Source organism: Variovorax sp. YR752 (genome assembly GCF_943372545.1).
Map to the genome: position 1 here is coordinate 1 of NZ_CALRZC010000205.1, position 15,410 is coordinate 15,410.

The 15,410-nt window shown below is 71.5% G+C and carries 16 protein-coding genes; all 16 read left to right on the forward strand.

Features of this window, described 5'->3' with window-relative positions; translation table 11 throughout:
* The first annotated feature begins 50 nt into the window (after positions 1-50).
* Genes AAG801_RS32335 through AAG801_RS32410 form a run of 16 tightly spaced genes read left to right on the forward strand, consistent with a single transcriptional unit; the run spans position 51 to position 15,114 of the window.
* The gene (locus AAG801_RS32335) at positions 51-497 is read left to right on the forward strand and encodes a hydrogenase (RefSeq protein ID WP_341892085.1); all 447 of its coding nucleotides are present in this window, start codon (positions 51-53) and stop codon (positions 495-497) included.
* A 16-nt stretch (positions 498-513) separates the two neighbouring features.
* On the forward strand, positions 514-1,410 hold the full coding sequence (locus tag AAG801_RS32340) for a hydrogenase expression/formation protein (protein ID WP_341892086.1): 897 nt from the start codon (positions 514-516) through the stop codon (positions 1,408-1,410).
* Positions 1,392-1,637, forward strand: coding sequence for a rubredoxin (locus AAG801_RS32345; protein ID WP_341892087.1), 246 nt, complete (start codon positions 1,392-1,394; stop codon positions 1,635-1,637). The genes AAG801_RS32340 and AAG801_RS32345 overlap by 19 nt, the downstream gene beginning before the upstream one ends.
* Positions 1,634-2,098 (forward strand): [NiFe]-hydrogenase assembly chaperone HybE, encoded by a 465-nt coding sequence (hybE, locus tag AAG801_RS32350; RefSeq protein WP_341892088.1) that lies wholly within the window; start codon positions 1,634-1,636, stop codon positions 2,096-2,098. Before AAG801_RS32345 ends, hybE begins: the two co-directional genes overlap by 4 nt.
* The gene (locus AAG801_RS32355) at positions 2,098-3,198 is read left to right on the forward strand and encodes a hypothetical protein (RefSeq protein WP_341892089.1); all 1,101 of its coding nucleotides are present in this window, start codon (positions 2,098-2,100) and stop codon (positions 3,196-3,198) included. The genes hybE and AAG801_RS32355 overlap by 1 nt, the downstream gene beginning before the upstream one ends.
* A complete protein-coding gene (locus tag AAG801_RS32360; protein WP_341892090.1) occupies positions 3,191-3,538 on the forward strand; it encodes a hydrogenase maturation nickel metallochaperone HypA in 348 nt (115 codons plus the stop codon). Before AAG801_RS32355 ends, AAG801_RS32360 begins: the two co-directional genes overlap by 8 nt.
* A gap of 13 nt (positions 3,539-3,551) precedes the next feature.
* The gene (gene hypB, locus AAG801_RS32365) at positions 3,552-4,460 is read left to right on the forward strand and encodes a hydrogenase nickel incorporation protein HypB (protein WP_341892091.1); all 909 of its coding nucleotides are present in this window, start codon (positions 3,552-3,554) and stop codon (positions 4,458-4,460) included.
* 10 nt (positions 4,461-4,470) lie between these two features.
* Positions 4,471-5,631, forward strand: coding sequence for a carbamoyltransferase HypF (locus AAG801_RS32370; protein ID WP_341892092.1), 1,161 nt, complete (start codon positions 4,471-4,473; stop codon positions 5,629-5,631).
* A 2-nt stretch (positions 5,632-5,633) separates the two neighbouring features.
* On the forward strand, positions 5,634-5,864 hold the full coding sequence (locus AAG801_RS32375; RefSeq protein ID WP_341892093.1) for a HypC/HybG/HupF family hydrogenase formation chaperone: 231 nt from the start codon (positions 5,634-5,636) through the stop codon (positions 5,862-5,864).
* Entirely contained in the window at positions 5,861-7,000 is a 1,140-nt protein-coding gene (hypD, locus tag AAG801_RS32380) for a hydrogenase formation protein HypD (protein WP_341892094.1), read from the forward strand. Before AAG801_RS32375 ends, hypD begins: the two co-directional genes overlap by 4 nt.
* A 3-nt stretch (positions 7,001-7,003) precedes the next feature.
* Entirely contained in the window at positions 7,004-8,056 is a 1,053-nt protein-coding gene (gene hypE, locus AAG801_RS32385) for a hydrogenase expression/formation protein HypE (RefSeq protein ID WP_341892095.1), read from the forward strand.
* 25 nt (positions 8,057-8,081) lie between these two features.
* Positions 8,082-9,842 (forward strand): hydrogenase maturation protein, encoded by a 1,761-nt coding sequence (locus tag AAG801_RS32390; RefSeq protein WP_341892096.1) that lies wholly within the window; start codon positions 8,082-8,084, stop codon positions 9,840-9,842.
* The gene (locus tag AAG801_RS32395; protein ID WP_341892097.1) at positions 9,839-11,299 is read left to right on the forward strand and encodes a sigma-54 dependent transcriptional regulator; all 1,461 of its coding nucleotides are present in this window, start codon (positions 9,839-9,841) and stop codon (positions 11,297-11,299) included. The genes AAG801_RS32390 and AAG801_RS32395 overlap by 4 nt, the downstream gene beginning before the upstream one ends.
* Positions 11,296-12,291 (forward strand): HupU protein, encoded by a 996-nt coding sequence (locus AAG801_RS32400; RefSeq protein ID WP_341892098.1) that lies wholly within the window; start codon positions 11,296-11,298, stop codon positions 12,289-12,291. Before AAG801_RS32395 ends, AAG801_RS32400 begins: the two co-directional genes overlap by 4 nt.
* Positions 12,288-13,742, forward strand: a complete 1,455-nt coding sequence (locus AAG801_RS32405) for a nickel-dependent hydrogenase large subunit (protein WP_341892099.1) — start codon at positions 12,288-12,290, stop codon at positions 13,740-13,742. The genes AAG801_RS32400 and AAG801_RS32405 overlap by 4 nt, the downstream gene beginning before the upstream one ends.
* 16 nt (positions 13,743-13,758) lie before the next feature.
* On the forward strand, positions 13,759-15,114 hold the full coding sequence (locus AAG801_RS32410) for an ATP-binding protein (protein WP_341892100.1): 1,356 nt from the start codon (positions 13,759-13,761) through the stop codon (positions 15,112-15,114).
* Positions 15,115-15,410: the final 296 nt, after the last annotated feature.

Sequence of the window (15,410 nt, forward strand, 5' to 3'; positions counted from 1 at the left end):
CCCCACCGCCCTGGCCGCACTCACCGGCCGCATTCCGGAGTGAATACCGCATGACCGCCACCACCCTGCCGCCCGTGATGCAGCGCCTGATCGACGACTTCGGCGCAGCGCGGGTCGACACCGACTCGCTGGATGCCTTCCTCGCCCGAGCGGGCGACCACGTGCTGCTGCTCAGCGGCGAACCGGTGCAGTTCCCCGAAGGCCTGGACGTCGCCGTCGTGCTGCCCGAACTGCGCAGTGCGGTCGGCAGCGCCTTCGAGATCGGCGTGGTGCCGCTCGACCACCAGGAGGCGATCGCCCGCCGCTACGGCTCGCAGCGCTGGCCGGCGCTGGTCTTCCTGCGCGACGGCCAGTACATCACCACGCTGGCCGGCATGCACGACTGGACCGACTACGTGAAGCTCGTCGAGCAGGCACTGGCGATGCCTGTCTCGCGGGCACCGACCATCGGCATCCCGCTGGTCAGGGCGAACGGCGCGTCGTCGTCCTGTCACTGAAGCCGAGAACGTCCGCATGAACCCGAACCACCGCCCCTTCCCGATTCCCGTCGTCGCCGCGCTCGGCCCCGGCAGCCAGCCCGAGGACGAAACGCTCGACTACATGCCCATGCCCTCGGGCATGGACACCTACAGGCCGCCGGTGCTGCCCGAGCCGGAGGACCTGGCCGGCCACACGCTGGCGCGCGAGGTGCTCGACGCCATCCTCGCAGCGGTCGAGGCGCGGCTGCGCGGCGAACTGCCGCCGCCGATCACGCTGACCGGCCTGCCCGCCGACGAACTCGCGCTGGTCAACCAGGTGCTCGGCGAAGGCGAAGTCAGTGCCCAGGTGCTGACCCGGCCGGAAACCCGCGAGTTCGGCGACGACGCGGTGCGCCTGCGCGTGCAGGAGTCGGTGTTCGCCGGCGTCTGGCGGGTGATCGCGAGCGACGACGACGGCGCTTTGCGTGACCAGATCGAGATCGGCCCGATCCCGTCCTGCCTGATCGAGGCCGCCCGCGACGACGCCGCCGCGCCGCGAACGCCGCCGCAGCCGCTGCCCGCCGGCCTGATCAACGTGCCGACGCTGCTGGTCGAGCTGGCCGATGCGCGCCGGCGCCGCCAGCCCCGCGACGAGGCGCACGTGGTCAACCTGACGCTGCTGCCGCTGTCGCCCGACGACATCGCCCACATCGACCACCAGCTCGGCACCGGCCGCGTCGTCATCCTGTCGCGCGGCTACGGCAACTGCCGCATCACCAACACGCTGGCCGCCGACACCTGGCGCGTCGTCTACTACAACTCGCAGGACAAGGTGATCCTCAACGCCATCGAGGTCAGCACGATCCCCGAGGTGGCCTGCGCCGCCACCGAAGACCTGGCCGACACGCAGGAGCGGCTCACCGAAGTGCTGCAATGGGTCGCTCAATCGTGAACTTCGTGCCCGGCTTCGAGGGCAGCTACCTGGGCGATGCATCGCGTCTTCCAGCGAGCGCGCGCCTCGAATGCAAGATCTGCTGGTGGGTCTACGACCCGGCGCAGGGCGATCCGGTCTGGCAGATCGACCCCGGTACCGCCTTCAGCGCACTGCCCGCGCACTGGCGCTGCCCGCAGTGCGATGGCGCGGCCGAGCAGTTCATGGTGCTGCGGGACGCGGCATGAACGAACTGGCCGTGCGCGTGGACCGCTTGCAGCAGGCGTTCGAGCGCATCGCGCGCACGCGCATGGCCGGCCTGCCCTTGAACAATCCGCGACTCGAGGTGGCGACCGTCGACTTCCGAGTCGACGAGGCCGACGACTTCGCGCTCGGCGCGCTGATCACGCCCTGGTGCATGAACCTGCTGCGCCTGCCGCTGCACGATGGGCAGACCGCGCTGGGCGTGGGCATCGCCGCCGCACGCGACATCGGTGCGCGCCGCTTCGACTTCATCGGCGCGCACGAGCCCGACGTCGGCCCGTTCGAGGCCTGCTCGCTGTTCTCGCCGATGTTCGAGTTCGCCGACCAGGCAGCGGCGCTGGCCACCGCGCAGGAGGCACTCAAGGAGTTGCGCGGCGCCGGGCGACCGCCGCAGCAGCCGGCGCGACGCGGCTTCCTGTTCGGCCGCGCCGGAGCAGCGGCGTGATGGACATGGCCGCGCTGACCGGCAGCGTGCGGCTGCACCCCGGCTCCGCCGGGCCCGCGATCAGCGGCGCGCGCCCGCTGCTCGCCTCGCGCGTGGCCCGCGGCCGCGCTGCCGCCGAGTTGCCGGCCGTGCTGGGCGCACTGTTCACGCTGTGCTCGCACGCCCACCGCAGCACCGCCCACCGTGCGGTGAGCGCCGCCCTCGGCGACCCGGCGCTGTCGACGCCTGCCGACCGCAGCGCCCTGCGAGCCGCCACCGCACGCGACCAGATCCTGCGCATCGCGCACGACTGGCATCGCCTGCTGCCCGGTGCGCCGGCCGGCGAGCCGGCCCTGACGCTGCGCAGTTGCCCGCTGTGGCGCGAGGACTTCGGCGCAGCAGAACAGATGGCCGCACTGCCCGAGTGGCTGGCCCACCGCTGGCTGATGGAGCCGCTGCACTCGTGGCTGGCCGCGCACGAAGCCGATCCGCCAGGCCATGTGCAGCGCTGGTGTGAGCAGGCCGACACACCACCGGCCCGGCTGCTGCGCACGCAACGCCGCGCGCTGCAGGCCCTGGCCACGCCGGCCCAGCCGCTGCGCCTGCTCGACCAGCCGCTCGCACAGATGCCCCGCCTGGCGCAGCGCATGGCGGAGGAGCCCGGCTTCTGTGCCCGGCCCGACTGGCACGGCGTGCCGGCCGAGACCGGCCCGTGGACACGCAGCGTCGACCCGCTGCCGCTGCCGCTTCACAATGCATGGATGCGACTGATCGCCCGCCTCGTCGATGTGCTGCGCCTGGCCGCGCCAAGCGGCCGCGACTGGCTCGCCGAAGGCGCGCTGCCGCTGGCGCCCGGCGAAGCGATTGCCTGGACCGAGATGGCGCGTGGCCTGCTGGTGCACTGGGTGCGGCTGGAGGATTCGCCGCAGGGCCCGCGCGTGGCCGACTGCCGCGTGCTCGCGCCCACCGAATGGAACTTCCATCCGCAGGGCGTGCTGGCGCAGACGCTGGCCACGCTGCGCGGCGAGGAGGCCATTGCGCAGGCGGCACGCGCGGCGGTCGCCTTCGACCCCTGCGTCGAGTTCATGGTCGAAGCCACCCCGGAGCCGGCCCATGCATGAGCTGAGCCTGGCCGGCGGCATCGTCAAGCTGGTCGAGGACGCGGCCGCGCGCGACCATTTCACGCGCGTCTCGCAGCTGCGGCTGGAGGCAGGCGCGCTGTCCGGCGTCGAGGTGCGTGCGCTGCGTTTCGCGCTCGACGCGGTGATCCCCGGCACCTGCCTGGAAGGCGCAGCCATCGCCATCGACGAGCCGCCTGGCACGGCCTGGTGCCTGCGCTGCGCGGCGAGCGTCGAGATCGGCGCACGCACCGACCCTTGCCCGCAATGCGGCGGGCACCAGATCCAACCCACCGGTGGGACCGAGCTTCGCGTGCTCGACCTGCTGGTCCACGACGACTGAAGGAGAGCGACCCATGTGCGTCGTCTGCGGCTGCGCCAACACCACCGTCGCCGATCCCGCCGCGGCCCATGTCGCGGTGGATTCACGCACCGGCGACCTGCACTACGGGGCCGGCAGCGCGCGTGTCTCGGTGCCGGGCATGAGCCAGGCCCGCGCGATCAAGCTCGAGGCCGACGTGCTCGGCGAGAACAACCGCATCGCCGCGGCCAACCGTGCGCACTTCGCCACGCACGGCGTGACGGCCTACAACCTGGTCTCCAGCCCGGGCTCGGGCAAGACCACGCTGCTGTGCGCGACGATCGAGTACCTGAAGCGTCATGCGCCCGCGTTGCCGCTGGCAGTGATCGAGGGCGACCAGCAGACCAGCAACGACGCCGACCGCATCCGCGCCACCGGCGCCAGCGCAATCCAGGTCAACACCGGCAAGGGCTGCCACCTCGATGCGCCGATGGTGGCGGAGGCGTTCTCGCGGCTGCATCTGCATGCGCACCGCCACGATCAGCATGATCATCACCACGCAGCGGCGCACGAGCCCAGCGCCGGGCCGCCCCAAGCTGGGCGAGACCCCCTCGGGGGGCCGGACGCGGTACTCCGCGGCCGTGGGGGCTCCATTCTTTTCATCGAGAACGTCGGCAATCTGGTGTGTCCGGCGATGTGGGACCTGGGCGAAGCCGCGAAGATCGCCATCCTCTCGGTGACCGAGGGCGAGGACAAGCCACTCAAGTACCCCGACATGTTCGCCGCCGCCAGGCTGATGGTGCTGAACAAGACCGACCTGCTGCCGTACCTGGACTTCGACGTGCCGAAGTGCATCGAGTACGCTCAGCGCGTGAACCCGGGCATCGAGGTGCTGCTGGTGTCGGCGAAGACCGGCGCCGGGCTGGACGCCTGGGTCGAGTGGCTGCTGCATCCGCCGGCGTGAAGTTCTCGTGATGGACACCATCGCCATGCTGCCCACCGCCGCGCCCGCGCACGTGCTGGCCTGCGGCGCCTTCCTGAAGAACCGTGCGCTGCGGCTGGACGGCGAGCGCTTCGCCTGGTCTGCACAGCATGGTGACCTGGCCGAACCCGAGGCCTGCCGCGCGCTCGACGCCTCGGCAGACTTGCTGCTCGCGCAAGGCGGCGTGGATGCCGTCGCCCACGACCTGCACCCCGACTTCCACAGCACGCGGCTGGCGCTCGCACTGGCCGATCGGCTCGGCGTGCCGGCGATCGGCGTGCAGCACCACCACGCCCACATCGCGGCGGTGATCGCCGAGCAGGGGCTGGCCGAACCGGTCATCGGCATCGCGCTCGACGGCGTCGGCCTGGGCACCGACGGACAGGCCTGGGGTGGCGAGTTGCTGTGGGTCGATGGCGGCGCGTCGGCGCATGGCTGGGAGCGGCTGGCGCACCTGCAGCCGATCGCCCTGCCCGGTGGCGACGTGGCCGCGCGCGAACCCTGGCGAATGGCCGCCGCCGTGCTGCATGCGCTCGGCCGGGGCGATCAGATCGAGGCGCGCTTCGCACCCACCGTCGGCGCGCAGGCCGCGCGCCTGCTGCGCCAGATGCTCGATCGGCGACTGAACTGCCCGACCACCAGCAGCGCCGGACGCTGGTTCGACGCGGCGGCCGGCGCGCTCGGCCTGAGCGTGCGCCAGACGATGGAGGCCGAGGCAGCGATCGCACTGGAGCGGCTGGCGGCGCAGGCACTCGCGCATGACGAGTTGCGGTCACCACGAGCGCCGATCCCGCCCTCGCTCGATCCGGGCACCATCGTCGCGAACCTGTTCGACCTGCCGCACGACGAACTGGCGCGGGCACGCGCTGCGCTGCTCTTCCATCACGCGCTGGCCGACGGCCTGGCAGACGCCGCGGCGCGGGCCGCCCATCAGCATGATTGCCGCGCCGTCGTGCTCGGCGGCGGCTGCTTCATGAACCGCATCCTCACCGAGCGCCTCAGCGCCGACCTGCAGCGCCGCGGGCTCGCCGTGCATGCGCCGCGCAGCACGCCCTGCGGCGACGCCGGGCTGGCGCTCGGTCAGGCCTGGGTGGCGGCATGCACGGTCGCGCAGGCCGCCACGCCGCAAGTAGCCGTTGCCCTGGAACTCTGATCATGTGCCTCGCCCTCCCCGCCCGCATCGTGGCACTGCAAGACGGCGACAACGCCATCGTCGAACTCGGCGGCGTGCGCAAGAGCGTGTCGGTCGCGCTGACGCCGGAGGCCAGGCTAGGCGACTACGTGATCGTGCATGTCGGCCACGCGATCGGCCTGCTCGATGCGGACGAGGCCGAGAAGACCCTGGCGCTGTTCGCCGAAATGGCCGCCGCGGAGCGGCAAGCATGAAATACGTCGACGAGTTCCGCGACGGCGAGGTGGCCAGAGCCCTCGCCCAGCGCATCGCCGCCGAGGCCGATGCCGGCCGGCGCTACCACTTCATGGAGTTCTGCGGCGGCCACACGCATGCCATTTCTCGCTACGGCATCGCCGAGCTGCTGCCAGCGAACCTGCGCATGATCCACGGGCCCGGCTGCCCGGTGTGCGTGCTGCCGATCGGCCGCATCGACCAGGCCATCGCCTTGGCCCTCGACCGTGGCGTGATGCTGTGCACCTACGGTGACGTGATGCGCGTGCCGGCCTCGGAGTCGCTCAGCCTGATGCGCGCCAAGGCGCGTGGCGCCGACATCCGCATGGTCTATTCGGCCGCCGATGCGCTCAAGCTGGCGCGCGAGCATGCCGACCGCGAGGTGGTGTTCCTCGCCATCGGCTTCGAGACCACCACGCCGCCGACGGCGCTGGTGATCCGCCAGGCGCAGGCCGAGAACCTGGCCAACTTCAGCGTGCTGTGCAACCACGTGCTGACGCCCAGCGCGATCACCCACATCCTCGAGTCGCCCGAGGTGCGCCAGTACGGCACGGTGCCGATCGACGGCTTCGTCGGGCCGGCGCACGTCAGCATCGTCATCGGTGCACGGCCCTACGAGCACTTCGCGCAGGAGTACCGCAAGCCGGTGGTGATCGCCGGCTTCGAGCCGCTGGACGTGATGCAGGCCATCCTGATGCTGGTGCGCCAGGTCAATGCGAAGCGCGCCGAGGTCGAGAATGAGTTCAGCCGCGCGGTCACGCGCGAGGGCAACCTCGCGGCGCAGGCGGTGGTCTCGCAGGTGTTCGAGCTGCGCTCCAGCTTCGAGTGGCGCGGCCTCGGCGAGGTGCCCTACTCGGCGCTGAAGATCCGCCCGGCCTTCGAGCGCTTCGACGCCGAGAAGCGCTTCGGCCTCGTCTACAAGAGCGTGCCCGACCACAAGCAGTGCGAGTGTGGCGCCATCCTGCGCGGCGTCAAGAAGCCGACCGACTGCAAGCTGTTCGGCACCGTGTGCACGCCGGAGAGCCCGATGGGCTCGTGCATGGTGTCCTCCGAAGGCGCCTGCGCGGCGCACTACACCTACGGACGGTTCCGCGACATTCCCGTCGTGGCCGTGTGATTCATGAGCAAGAAGGACTACATCCGCCCGATCGACTTCAGGCACGGCCGCGTCGACATGAACCACGGCGCCGGCGGCCGCGCCTCGGCGCAGCTCATCGCCGAGCTGTTCGCGCGTGCCTTCGACAACGAGTACCTGCGCCAGGGCGACGACGGCGCGCTGCTGCCCATGCCCGCCGGCCACCGGCTGGTGATGGCGACCGACGGCCATGTCATCTCGCCGCTGTTCTTCCCCGGCGGCGACATCGGCTGCCTGGCGGTGCACGGCACGGTCAACGACGTGGCCATGCTCGGCGCCACGCCGCTGTACCTGAGCGCGAGCTTCATCCTCGAGGAAGGCTTTCCGCTCGCCGACCTGAAGCGCATCGTCGAGTCGATGGCGGCGGCCTCGCGCGAGGCCGGCGTGCCGGTGGTCACCGGCGACACCAAGGTGGTCGAGCAGGGCAAGGGCGACGGCGTGTTCATCAGCACCACCGGCGTCGGCGCGGTGCCGCTGGCGCGGCGCATCGGCGGCGCGCTGGCTCGGCCGGGCGACGCGGTGCTGGTCTCCGGCACGATCGGCGACCACGGCGTGGCCGTGCTGTCCAGGCGCGAGTCGCTGGAGTTCGAGACCACCATCGAGTCCGACACCGCGGCGCTGCACACGCTGGTCGCACGGCTGCTCGCGGCGGTGCCCGAGGGCAGCGTGCGCACGCTGCGCGACCCGACCCGCGGCGGCCTGGCCACCACGCTCAACGAGATCGCCAAGCAGTCGGGCGTCGGCATGCTGCTGCAGGAAGCGGCCATCCCGATCAAGCCGCAGGTCGAGGCTGCCTGCGAGCTGCTCGGGCTGGATCCGCTGTACATCGCCAACGAGGGCAAGTGCATCGTGATCTGCGATCCGGCGGTGGCCGAGGGCGCGCTGGAAGCGCTGCGCTCGCACCCGCTGGGCCGCGACGCGGCACACATCGGCACGGTCACCGACGATGCGCAGCGCTTCGTGCAGATGGCCACCGCCTTCGGCGGCCGGCGCGTGGTCGACTGGCTCTCGGGCGAGCCGCTGCCGCGCATCTGCTGACGGTCCTTCGCGCAGAGAGGTCGGCGTGAAACTGCTGCTGCTCGCACACGCCTTCAACGGCCTGACCCAGCGCCTGCACTGCGCATTGCGCGGAGCTGGCCATGAGGTCAGCGTCGAGCTCGACATCTCGGACGCGGTGACCGAGGAAGCCGTGGCGCTCGCCGACCCTGACCTGGTCATCGCGCCCTTCCTGAAGCGCCGCATTCCCGAGTCGGTGTGGTCGGTGCGGCCCTGCCTCGTGGTGCACCCCGGCCCGCCGGGCGATCGCGGTCCGGCGGCGCTGGACTGGGCGGTGCTGCGCGGCGATGTCGAGGGTGGCGTCACAGTGCTGCAGGCGATCGGTGACTTCGACGCCGGGCCGGTGTGGGCGTGGCGGACCTTTGCGCTGCGCCGTGATGCGAGCAAGGCCAGCCTGTACCGGCATGAGGTCACGCAGGCAGCGGTCGAGGCGGTTCTGGAGGCGGTTGATCGTCTTCGAGCCGGCGCGATGGCGCCCGCCTCGCCGCCCCACCTGCCGCCGCCACCGACCTGGGGCGGCGGCTGGCAGGGTCCGGTGCCTGCTGCGCAGCGCGCGATCGACTGGTCGCGCGACGACACGGCCAGCGTGCTGCGCAAGCTCCGCAGTGCCGACGGCCACCCCGGCGTGGCCGACGTGCTGTTCGGCCGCAGTTGCCGCTTGCACGATGCGCACGAAGCCAGCGCAGCCGCACTGCAGCGCGCCCCCGCCGGTGCGCCCGGCAGCCTCGTCGCGCGGCGCGGCCCGGCGCTGCTGCGTCGCACCGTCGACGGCGGCGTCTGGATCGGCCACGTGCGCTGCGAGCCGCCACCCGGCCAGCCGGCCTTGAAGCTGGCGGCCACACGCGCCTTCGCCGCCGAGTCGGCCGCTCTGCCCGAACTCGAGGTGCCGCTGCAGCGCGACGCCGCCGAGTGGGACGAGCTGCACTACGCCGAGAGCGGCGCTGACGGGCAGCGGGTTGGCTGGCTGGCCTTCGATTTCCACAACGGCGCCATGTCCACACGCCAGTGCGAGCGTCTGCGCGACGCGCTGCGGCTCGTTCGCATGCGCGACACGCAGGTGCTGGTGCTGCAAGGAGGCACCGACTTCTTCAGCAACGGCATCCACCTGCACGACATCGAGGCCGCGGCGCAGGACGCTGGCGACAGCGCCGCCGACGCCTCCTGGCGCAACATCAACGCGATCGACGACGTGGTGCTGGAACTGCTGACCCTGACCGACCGGCTGACCGTCGCGCTGATGCGCGGCAATGCCGGCGCCGGCGGCTGCTGGCTGGGCTTCGCGGCCGATATCGTCTGGGCGCATGGCGGCGTGGTGCTCAACCCGCACTACAAGAACATGGGCAACCTGTACGGCTCCGAGTACTGGACCTGCACGCTGCCGCGGCGCGTCGGCGCTGCACGCGCCGCAGAGGTCTCGCAGCGCGTGATGCAGGGGCGGCTGCCACTGTCGGCCGCCGAGGCGGTGTCGCTCGGCCTGGTCGATGCCGTGCTGAATGCCGGCAGTGACGGGCTGCCGCAGGCGGCGCAAACGCGGGCCCTCGCCCTGGCCGCGGCGCACAATCACGCCGAGCGCATCGCCACCAAGCAGCGTGCGCGTGCCGAGGACGAGGCGCACCAAGCGCTGGCCGCCTACCGCGATCAGGAACTGCAGCAGATGCACCGCAACTTCTACGGCTTCGACCCCAGCTACCACGTGGCGCGCCACCACTTCGTGACGCGCAAGCCGCATGCGTGGACGCCGCGGCACCTGGCGACCCACCGGCCATGATGCCGACCGTGCTGCTGGTCGACGACGAGGTGCGCTCGCTCGACGCGATGCGGCGCACGCTGGAGGAGGACTTCGACATCCTCACCGCGACCGACGCCGACGCCGCACGCGAACAGATGGAACGCCGCGACGTCGACGTGATCCTGTGCGACCAGCGCATGCCCGGCACCACCGGCGTCGAGTTCCTGCGCGAGGCGCGCGAGCGCTGGCCGGACGCGGTGCGCATCGTCATCTCCGGCTACACCGACAGCGAAGACATCATCGCCGGCATCAACGACGCCGGCATCTGGCAGTACATCCTCAAGCCCTGGGTGCCGGAGCACCTGTTGCAGACGGTGCGCGCCGCCGCCGAGGCGCGTACGCTGCAGCACGGCCTGGCGCGGCTGGACATCGAGCTGCGCAGCGGCAGCGGCCCGCTGCGTGTGAAGAGCCAGGCGCGCCTCGCGCAGGCACGCCATGCGTTCGACTTCGATCGCATCGTGCGCGCCGCCGGCAGCCCGCTCGACGCCGTGTGCGAGACGGCGCGGCGCATCGCGCGGCACGACCTGTCGGTGCTGGTGCTCGGCGAGTCCGGCACCGGCAAGGAGCTGCTGGCGCGCGCGATCCACTACGCCAGCCCGCGCCATGCCGGGCCCTTCGTGGTCGAGAACTGCGCGGCGATTCCCGACACGCTGCTCGAGAGCGAACTGTTCGGCCACAAACGCGGCGCCTTCACCGGCGCGGTGGACGACCACATCGGCCTGTTCCAGCGCGCCAACGGCGGCACCGTCTTCCTCGACGAAATCGGCGAGACCTCGCCAGCCTTCCAGGTCAAGCTGCTGCGCGTGCTGCAGGAAGGCGAGCTGCGCCCGGTCGGCTCGACGCGCGCGATTCCCGTCGACGCGCGGGTGATCGCCGCGACGCACCGCGACCTGGAATCCGACGTGCGCGCCGGCCGCTTCCGCGAAGACCTCTACTACCGCATCGCCGGCGTGACGATGGCGATGCCACCGCTGCGCGAGCGGCCGGGCGACATCGTGCCGATCGCCGAGCGGCTGCGCAGCGACGTGGCCGCCGAACTGGGCCTGGCGGCACCGGCCTTCGACGACGACGCCCGCGCCGTGCTGGTGAGCTACCCCTGGCCGGGCAACATCCGTGAACTGCGCAACGAGATCGCCCGCGCGCTGGCGCTGAGCGACGGCGCGGTGCTGCACGCGGCGGCTTTCTCGCGCCGGCTGCTGCATGGCCAGGCCGGGGCCCATGTGCCAGTGGCCAACGGCCAAGCGCTGCCGCCCAGTGGAACGCTGGCCGAACGCCTCGACGCGATCGAGGCGATGGTGCTGCGCGAGGCGCTGCTGCGGCATCGCTGGAACAAGACTCGCGCCGCGCAGGAGCTGGGCCTGTCGCGCGTCGGCCTGCGCGCCAAGCTGCAGCGGTTTGGACTGGAAGACGCCAAGGACGTGAAGGACAAGTCATGAACGTTCTCTGGCTTCAGAGCGGCGGTTGCGGCGGCTGCAGCATGTCGCTGCTGTGCGCCGACACGGCCGACTTCCCGGCGATGCTCAGGAGCGGTGGCATCGATCTGCTCTGGCATCCCTCGCTGTCGCTGCACAGCGGCCGCGACGTGATCACGCTGCTGGAGGACTGCCGCGACGGCCGCACCCGGCTCGACGTGCTGTGCGTCGAAGGCTCGCTGCTGCGTGGGCCGAACGGCACGGGGCGCTTCCACCTGCTCGCCGGCACCGGCGTGCCGATGATCGACTGGGTGCGCGCACTCGCCGCGGTGGCCACGCAGGTGGTCGCGGTCGGCTCCTGCGCGGCCTGGGGCGGCATCACCGCCACCGGCCCCAACATCACCGAGGCCTGCGGCCTGCAGTACGACGGTGACCGCCCCGGCGGCCTGCTCGGCGCCGAGTTCGTCGCGCGTGGCGGCCTGCCGGTGATCAACGTCGCCGGCTGCCCGACGCACCCCGGCTGGGTGGTCGACACGCTGATGGCGCTGGCCGCCGGCATGTTCTCCGCCGACGACCTCGACCCGCTGCGCCGGCCGCGCTTCTATGCCGACCAGCTGGTGCACCACGGCTGCACGCGCAACGAGTACTACGAGTTCAAGGCCAGCGCCGAGAAGCCGTCCGACCTCGGCTGCATGATGGAGCACATGGGCTGCAAGGGCACGCAGGCGCATGCCGACTGCAACACGCGGCTGTGGAACGGCGAGGGCTCGTGCACACGCGGCGGCTACGCCTGCATCAGCTGCACCGAGCCTGGCTTCCAGGACCCGGGCCACCCGTACCACCAGACGCCCAAGCTGGCCGGCATCCCGATCGGATTGCCGACCGACATGCCCAAGGCCTGGTTCGTCGCGCTGGCGTCACTGTCGAAGAGCGCGACACCGAAGCGCGTGAAGAGCAACGCCACCGCCGACCACGTCGTGGTCGCACCGGCGGTGCGCAAGACAAGATTGAAATGACTCGCCTGGTCGTCGGCCCCTTCAACCGCGTCGAGGGCGATCTCGAGGTCCAGCTCGATGTCGCCGACGGCCGTGTCGCATCGGCGCGCGTCAATGCACCGATGTACCGCGGCTTCGAGCAGATGCTGGTCGGCCGCGAGCCGCACGACGCGCTGGTCATCGTGCCGCGCATCTGCGGCATCTGCTCGGTGTCGCAGTCGGTCGCCGCGGCGCGTGCGCTGGCCGATGCATCGGGCGTCGAACTGCCGCCCAACGGCGTGCACGTCATCAACCTGATGCTGGCCTGCGAGAACCTGGCCGACCACCTGTCGCACTTCTACCTGTTCTTCATGCCCGACTTCACCCGGCCGGTCTACGCCGATCGGCCGTGGTTCGGCGAAGCCACTCGCCGCTTCGCCGCACTGGCCGGCGAGCATGGCCGCGCGGCGCTGGCGGCGCGGCAGCGCTGGTTCGAGATCATGGGTACGCTGGGCGGCAAGTGGCCGCACACGCTGAGCATCCAGCCCGGCGGCAGCGCGCGAGGGGTGGAGGCGTCCGAGCGCATCCGGCTGCTGGCCAAGGTGCGCGAGTTTCGCGCCTTCCTCGAACGCACCACCTTCGGCGCGCCGCTGGAAGAAGTCAGCGCGCTCGACGGCGAAGCGGCGCTGCAGCGCTGGCGTGCGGCCGATCCGCAACGCGGCGACTTGCGCCTGTTCCTCACCATCGCTGCCGACCTCGGGCTCGAATCGCTCGGCCGCGGGCCGGGCCGCACGCTGAGCTATGGCGCCTACCGGCAACCCGATGGCCGCTTCGAGCTCCCGGCTGGCCTCTGGCGCGAGGCCGGCCAAACCCTGCACGCCGCCGACCTCGACGCGATCCGCGAGGACGCCACGCACGCCTGGCTCGCCGGCGATTCGCCGCTGCACCCGCGCGAAGGCCTCACCGAGCCGATGCTCGACAAGCCCGGTGGCTACACCTGGAACAAGGCGCCGCGCCTGGCCGGCGAGGTGGTCGAGACCGGCGCGATCGCGCGGCAGCTCGCCGGTGGCCAGCCCTTGATCCGCGATGCAGTGGCACGCCACGGTGCGAACGTCCGCAGCCGCGTGCTGGCCCGCCTCATCGAGCTGGCCCGCGTGCTGCCGATGACCGAGCGCTGGCTCGCTGCGCTGTCGCCGCGCGAGCCCTTCTTCCATGCCGACCGGCTGCCGGCCGATGCCGACGGCACCGGCCTGACCGAAGCCGCGCGCGGTGCGCTCGGACACTGGGTCAGCGTGCGCAACGGCCGCATCGCGCGCTACCAGATCGTTGCGCCGACGAGCTGGAACTTCTCGCCGCGCGACGCCGCCGGCACGCCCGGCGCGCTGGAGGCCGCACTCGAAGGCGCGCCGGTGCGCGAGGGCGAGGACACGCCGGTGGCGGTGCAGCACATCGTGCGCTCCTTCGACCCGTGCATGGTCTGCACCGTGCACTGAGACGCCCGCAACGACCATGCCGCGCGACAAGCACCCCGACCCGACCCGCGAGGAGACGCTGCTGAAGCTGGGCCAGCTCGACGGGGTCGACGACGCCGCCTGGCTGGATGTGATCGCCAAGATGGACGAGGTCTACTCGCAGCTGGTGCAGGACGAGATCGCGCTGGAGGAGAAGAACGCACAGCTCGAGCAGTCGCAGCAGTTCATCTTCAGCCTGCTGTCGGCGATGAGCGACGTGCTGGTCGCCTGTGACGACGCCGGCCGCATCGAGGAGACCAACGCCGCGCTGCGCGAACTGGTCGGGCTCAGCGAGGCCGAGCTGCGCGGCACGCCGCTGCCCGATCTGCTCGCCGACGCGGCCAGCGTGCAGCGCATCGCCCAGGCGCTGACCACCACGCCACGCGGCGGCAGCACGATCGAGATCGACCTGCGCGACGCCCACGGCCAGCCGGTGCCGGTGGACCTGAACATCACGCCGCGCTTCAATGCCGCCGGGCAGCGCGTCGGCCATGTGTTCGTCGGGCGGCCAATGGGGGAGCTCAAGCGCGCGTATCACCAGCTGCGCGAGGCGCACGAGGCGCTCAAGCGCACCCAGCAGCAGTTGCTGCACTCCGAGAAGATGGCCTCGCTCGGCCGGCTGGTGGCCGGCGTGGCGCACGAGCTGAACAACCCGATCAGCTTCGTGCTCGGCAACGTGCATGCGCTGCAGCGCTACACCGAGCGCTTGCGCGAGTACCTCGGCGCGATCCATGCGAACGCCGGGGCGGACGAGCAGGCGGCGCTGCGCGCCAGGCTGCGCATCGATCACCTGCTGTCCGACCTTCCCTCGCTGATGGAAGGCACGCTCGAAGGCGCGCATCGCACCGCGGACATCGTGCAGGGCCTCAAGCGCTTCTCGGCGATGGACCGCGGCGAACGCAGCGAGGTCGACCTGAACGGCGTGATCGAGCGGGCGATCCACTGGGTGCGCAAGGGCACCGCGCCCTCGTTCACCGTGCACTGGACGCCGGGCCCGGCGTGCACGGTCAACGGCAATGCCGGGCAGCTGCTGCAGGTGGTGATGAACCTGGTGCAGAACGCCTACGACGCCGCGGCCACCCGTGAACGCAGCGATCCGGCGATGTGGATCACCCTGCAGTGCGAGGGTGATGCCGCGCGGCTGGTGCTCCGCGACAACGGCCCGGGCATCGCGAGCGAGCACCTGTCGCGCATCTTCGACCCCTTCTTCACCACCAAGCCGGTGGGCAAGGGCACGGGGCTGGGGCTGTCGATCAGCTACGGCATCGTCGAGCAGCATGGCGGCCGGCTGGGCGCCGGCAACCACGCGGACGGCGGTGCGGAGTTCGTTCTGGAGCTGCCGCTCGCGAAGTGACGCGCAACGGGGAGGAAGGACTCGGCGGAAGAGCGGTCAAGTGGCAGCTGTCGGCCTTGAGCTGAACTCTGTGTGTGTCTGCTTTCGTGCCCTCTATTAGCGTCGCGGCAGACGCTGCCCGCTGGTGGCTCATTCGGCGGCGGTCGACGCTGCGCGCCGACTCCACTGCGATGCTCGCGCCAGGGGGCAGGCCGCCCAACTCACTTCGCGACCTGCGGTCGCTGCGTTCAAACAACCGCGGCAAGTCAGTTCACGAAGCGCGCTGGCGCGCGCCGACCCCGGCGCTGCGCTTCTCG

What these genes read in the sequence shown, in the direction of transcription:
- AAG801_RS32370 (WP_341892092.1), top strand. Translation starts at nt 4,471, where the DNA reads ATGGACACCATCGCCATGCTGCCCACCGCCGCGCCCGCGCACGTGCTG.
- hypD (WP_341892094.1), top strand. Translation starts at nt 5,861, where the DNA reads ATGAAATACGTCGACGAGTTCCGCGACGGCGAGGTGGCCAGAGCCCTC.
- AAG801_RS32395 (WP_341892097.1), top strand. Translation starts at nt 9,839, where the DNA reads ATGATGCCGACCGTGCTGCTGGTCGACGACGAGGTGCGCTCGCTCGAC.
- AAG801_RS32375 (WP_341892093.1), top strand. Translation starts at nt 5,634, where the DNA reads ATGTGCCTCGCCCTCCCCGCCCGCATCGTGGCACTGCAAGACGGCGAC.
- AAG801_RS32340 (WP_341892086.1), top strand. Translation starts at nt 514, where the DNA reads ATGAACCCGAACCACCGCCCCTTCCCGATTCCCGTCGTCGCCGCGCTC.
- hybE (WP_341892088.1), top strand. Translation starts at nt 1,634, where the DNA reads ATGAACGAACTGGCCGTGCGCGTGGACCGCTTGCAGCAGGCGTTCGAG.
- AAG801_RS32355 (WP_341892089.1), top strand. Translation starts at nt 2,098, where the DNA reads ATGGACATGGCCGCGCTGACCGGCAGCGTGCGGCTGCACCCCGGCTCC.
- AAG801_RS32400 (WP_341892098.1), top strand. Translation starts at nt 11,296, where the DNA reads ATGAACGTTCTCTGGCTTCAGAGCGGCGGTTGCGGCGGCTGCAGCATG.
- AAG801_RS32405 (WP_341892099.1), top strand. Translation starts at nt 12,288, where the DNA reads ATGACTCGCCTGGTCGTCGGCCCCTTCAACCGCGTCGAGGGCGATCTC.
- AAG801_RS32345 (WP_341892087.1), top strand. Translation starts at nt 1,392, where the DNA reads ATGGGTCGCTCAATCGTGAACTTCGTGCCCGGCTTCGAGGGCAGCTAC.
- AAG801_RS32360 (WP_341892090.1), top strand. Translation starts at nt 3,191, where the DNA reads ATGCATGAGCTGAGCCTGGCCGGCGGCATCGTCAAGCTGGTCGAGGAC.
- AAG801_RS32335 (WP_341892085.1), top strand. Translation starts at nt 51, where the DNA reads ATGACCGCCACCACCCTGCCGCCCGTGATGCAGCGCCTGATCGACGAC.
- AAG801_RS32410 (WP_341892100.1), top strand. Translation starts at nt 13,759, where the DNA reads ATGCCGCGCGACAAGCACCCCGACCCGACCCGCGAGGAGACGCTGCTG.
- hypE (WP_341892095.1), top strand. Translation starts at nt 7,004, where the DNA reads ATGAGCAAGAAGGACTACATCCGCCCGATCGACTTCAGGCACGGCCGC.
- hypB (WP_341892091.1), top strand. Translation starts at nt 3,552, where the DNA reads ATGTGCGTCGTCTGCGGCTGCGCCAACACCACCGTCGCCGATCCCGCC.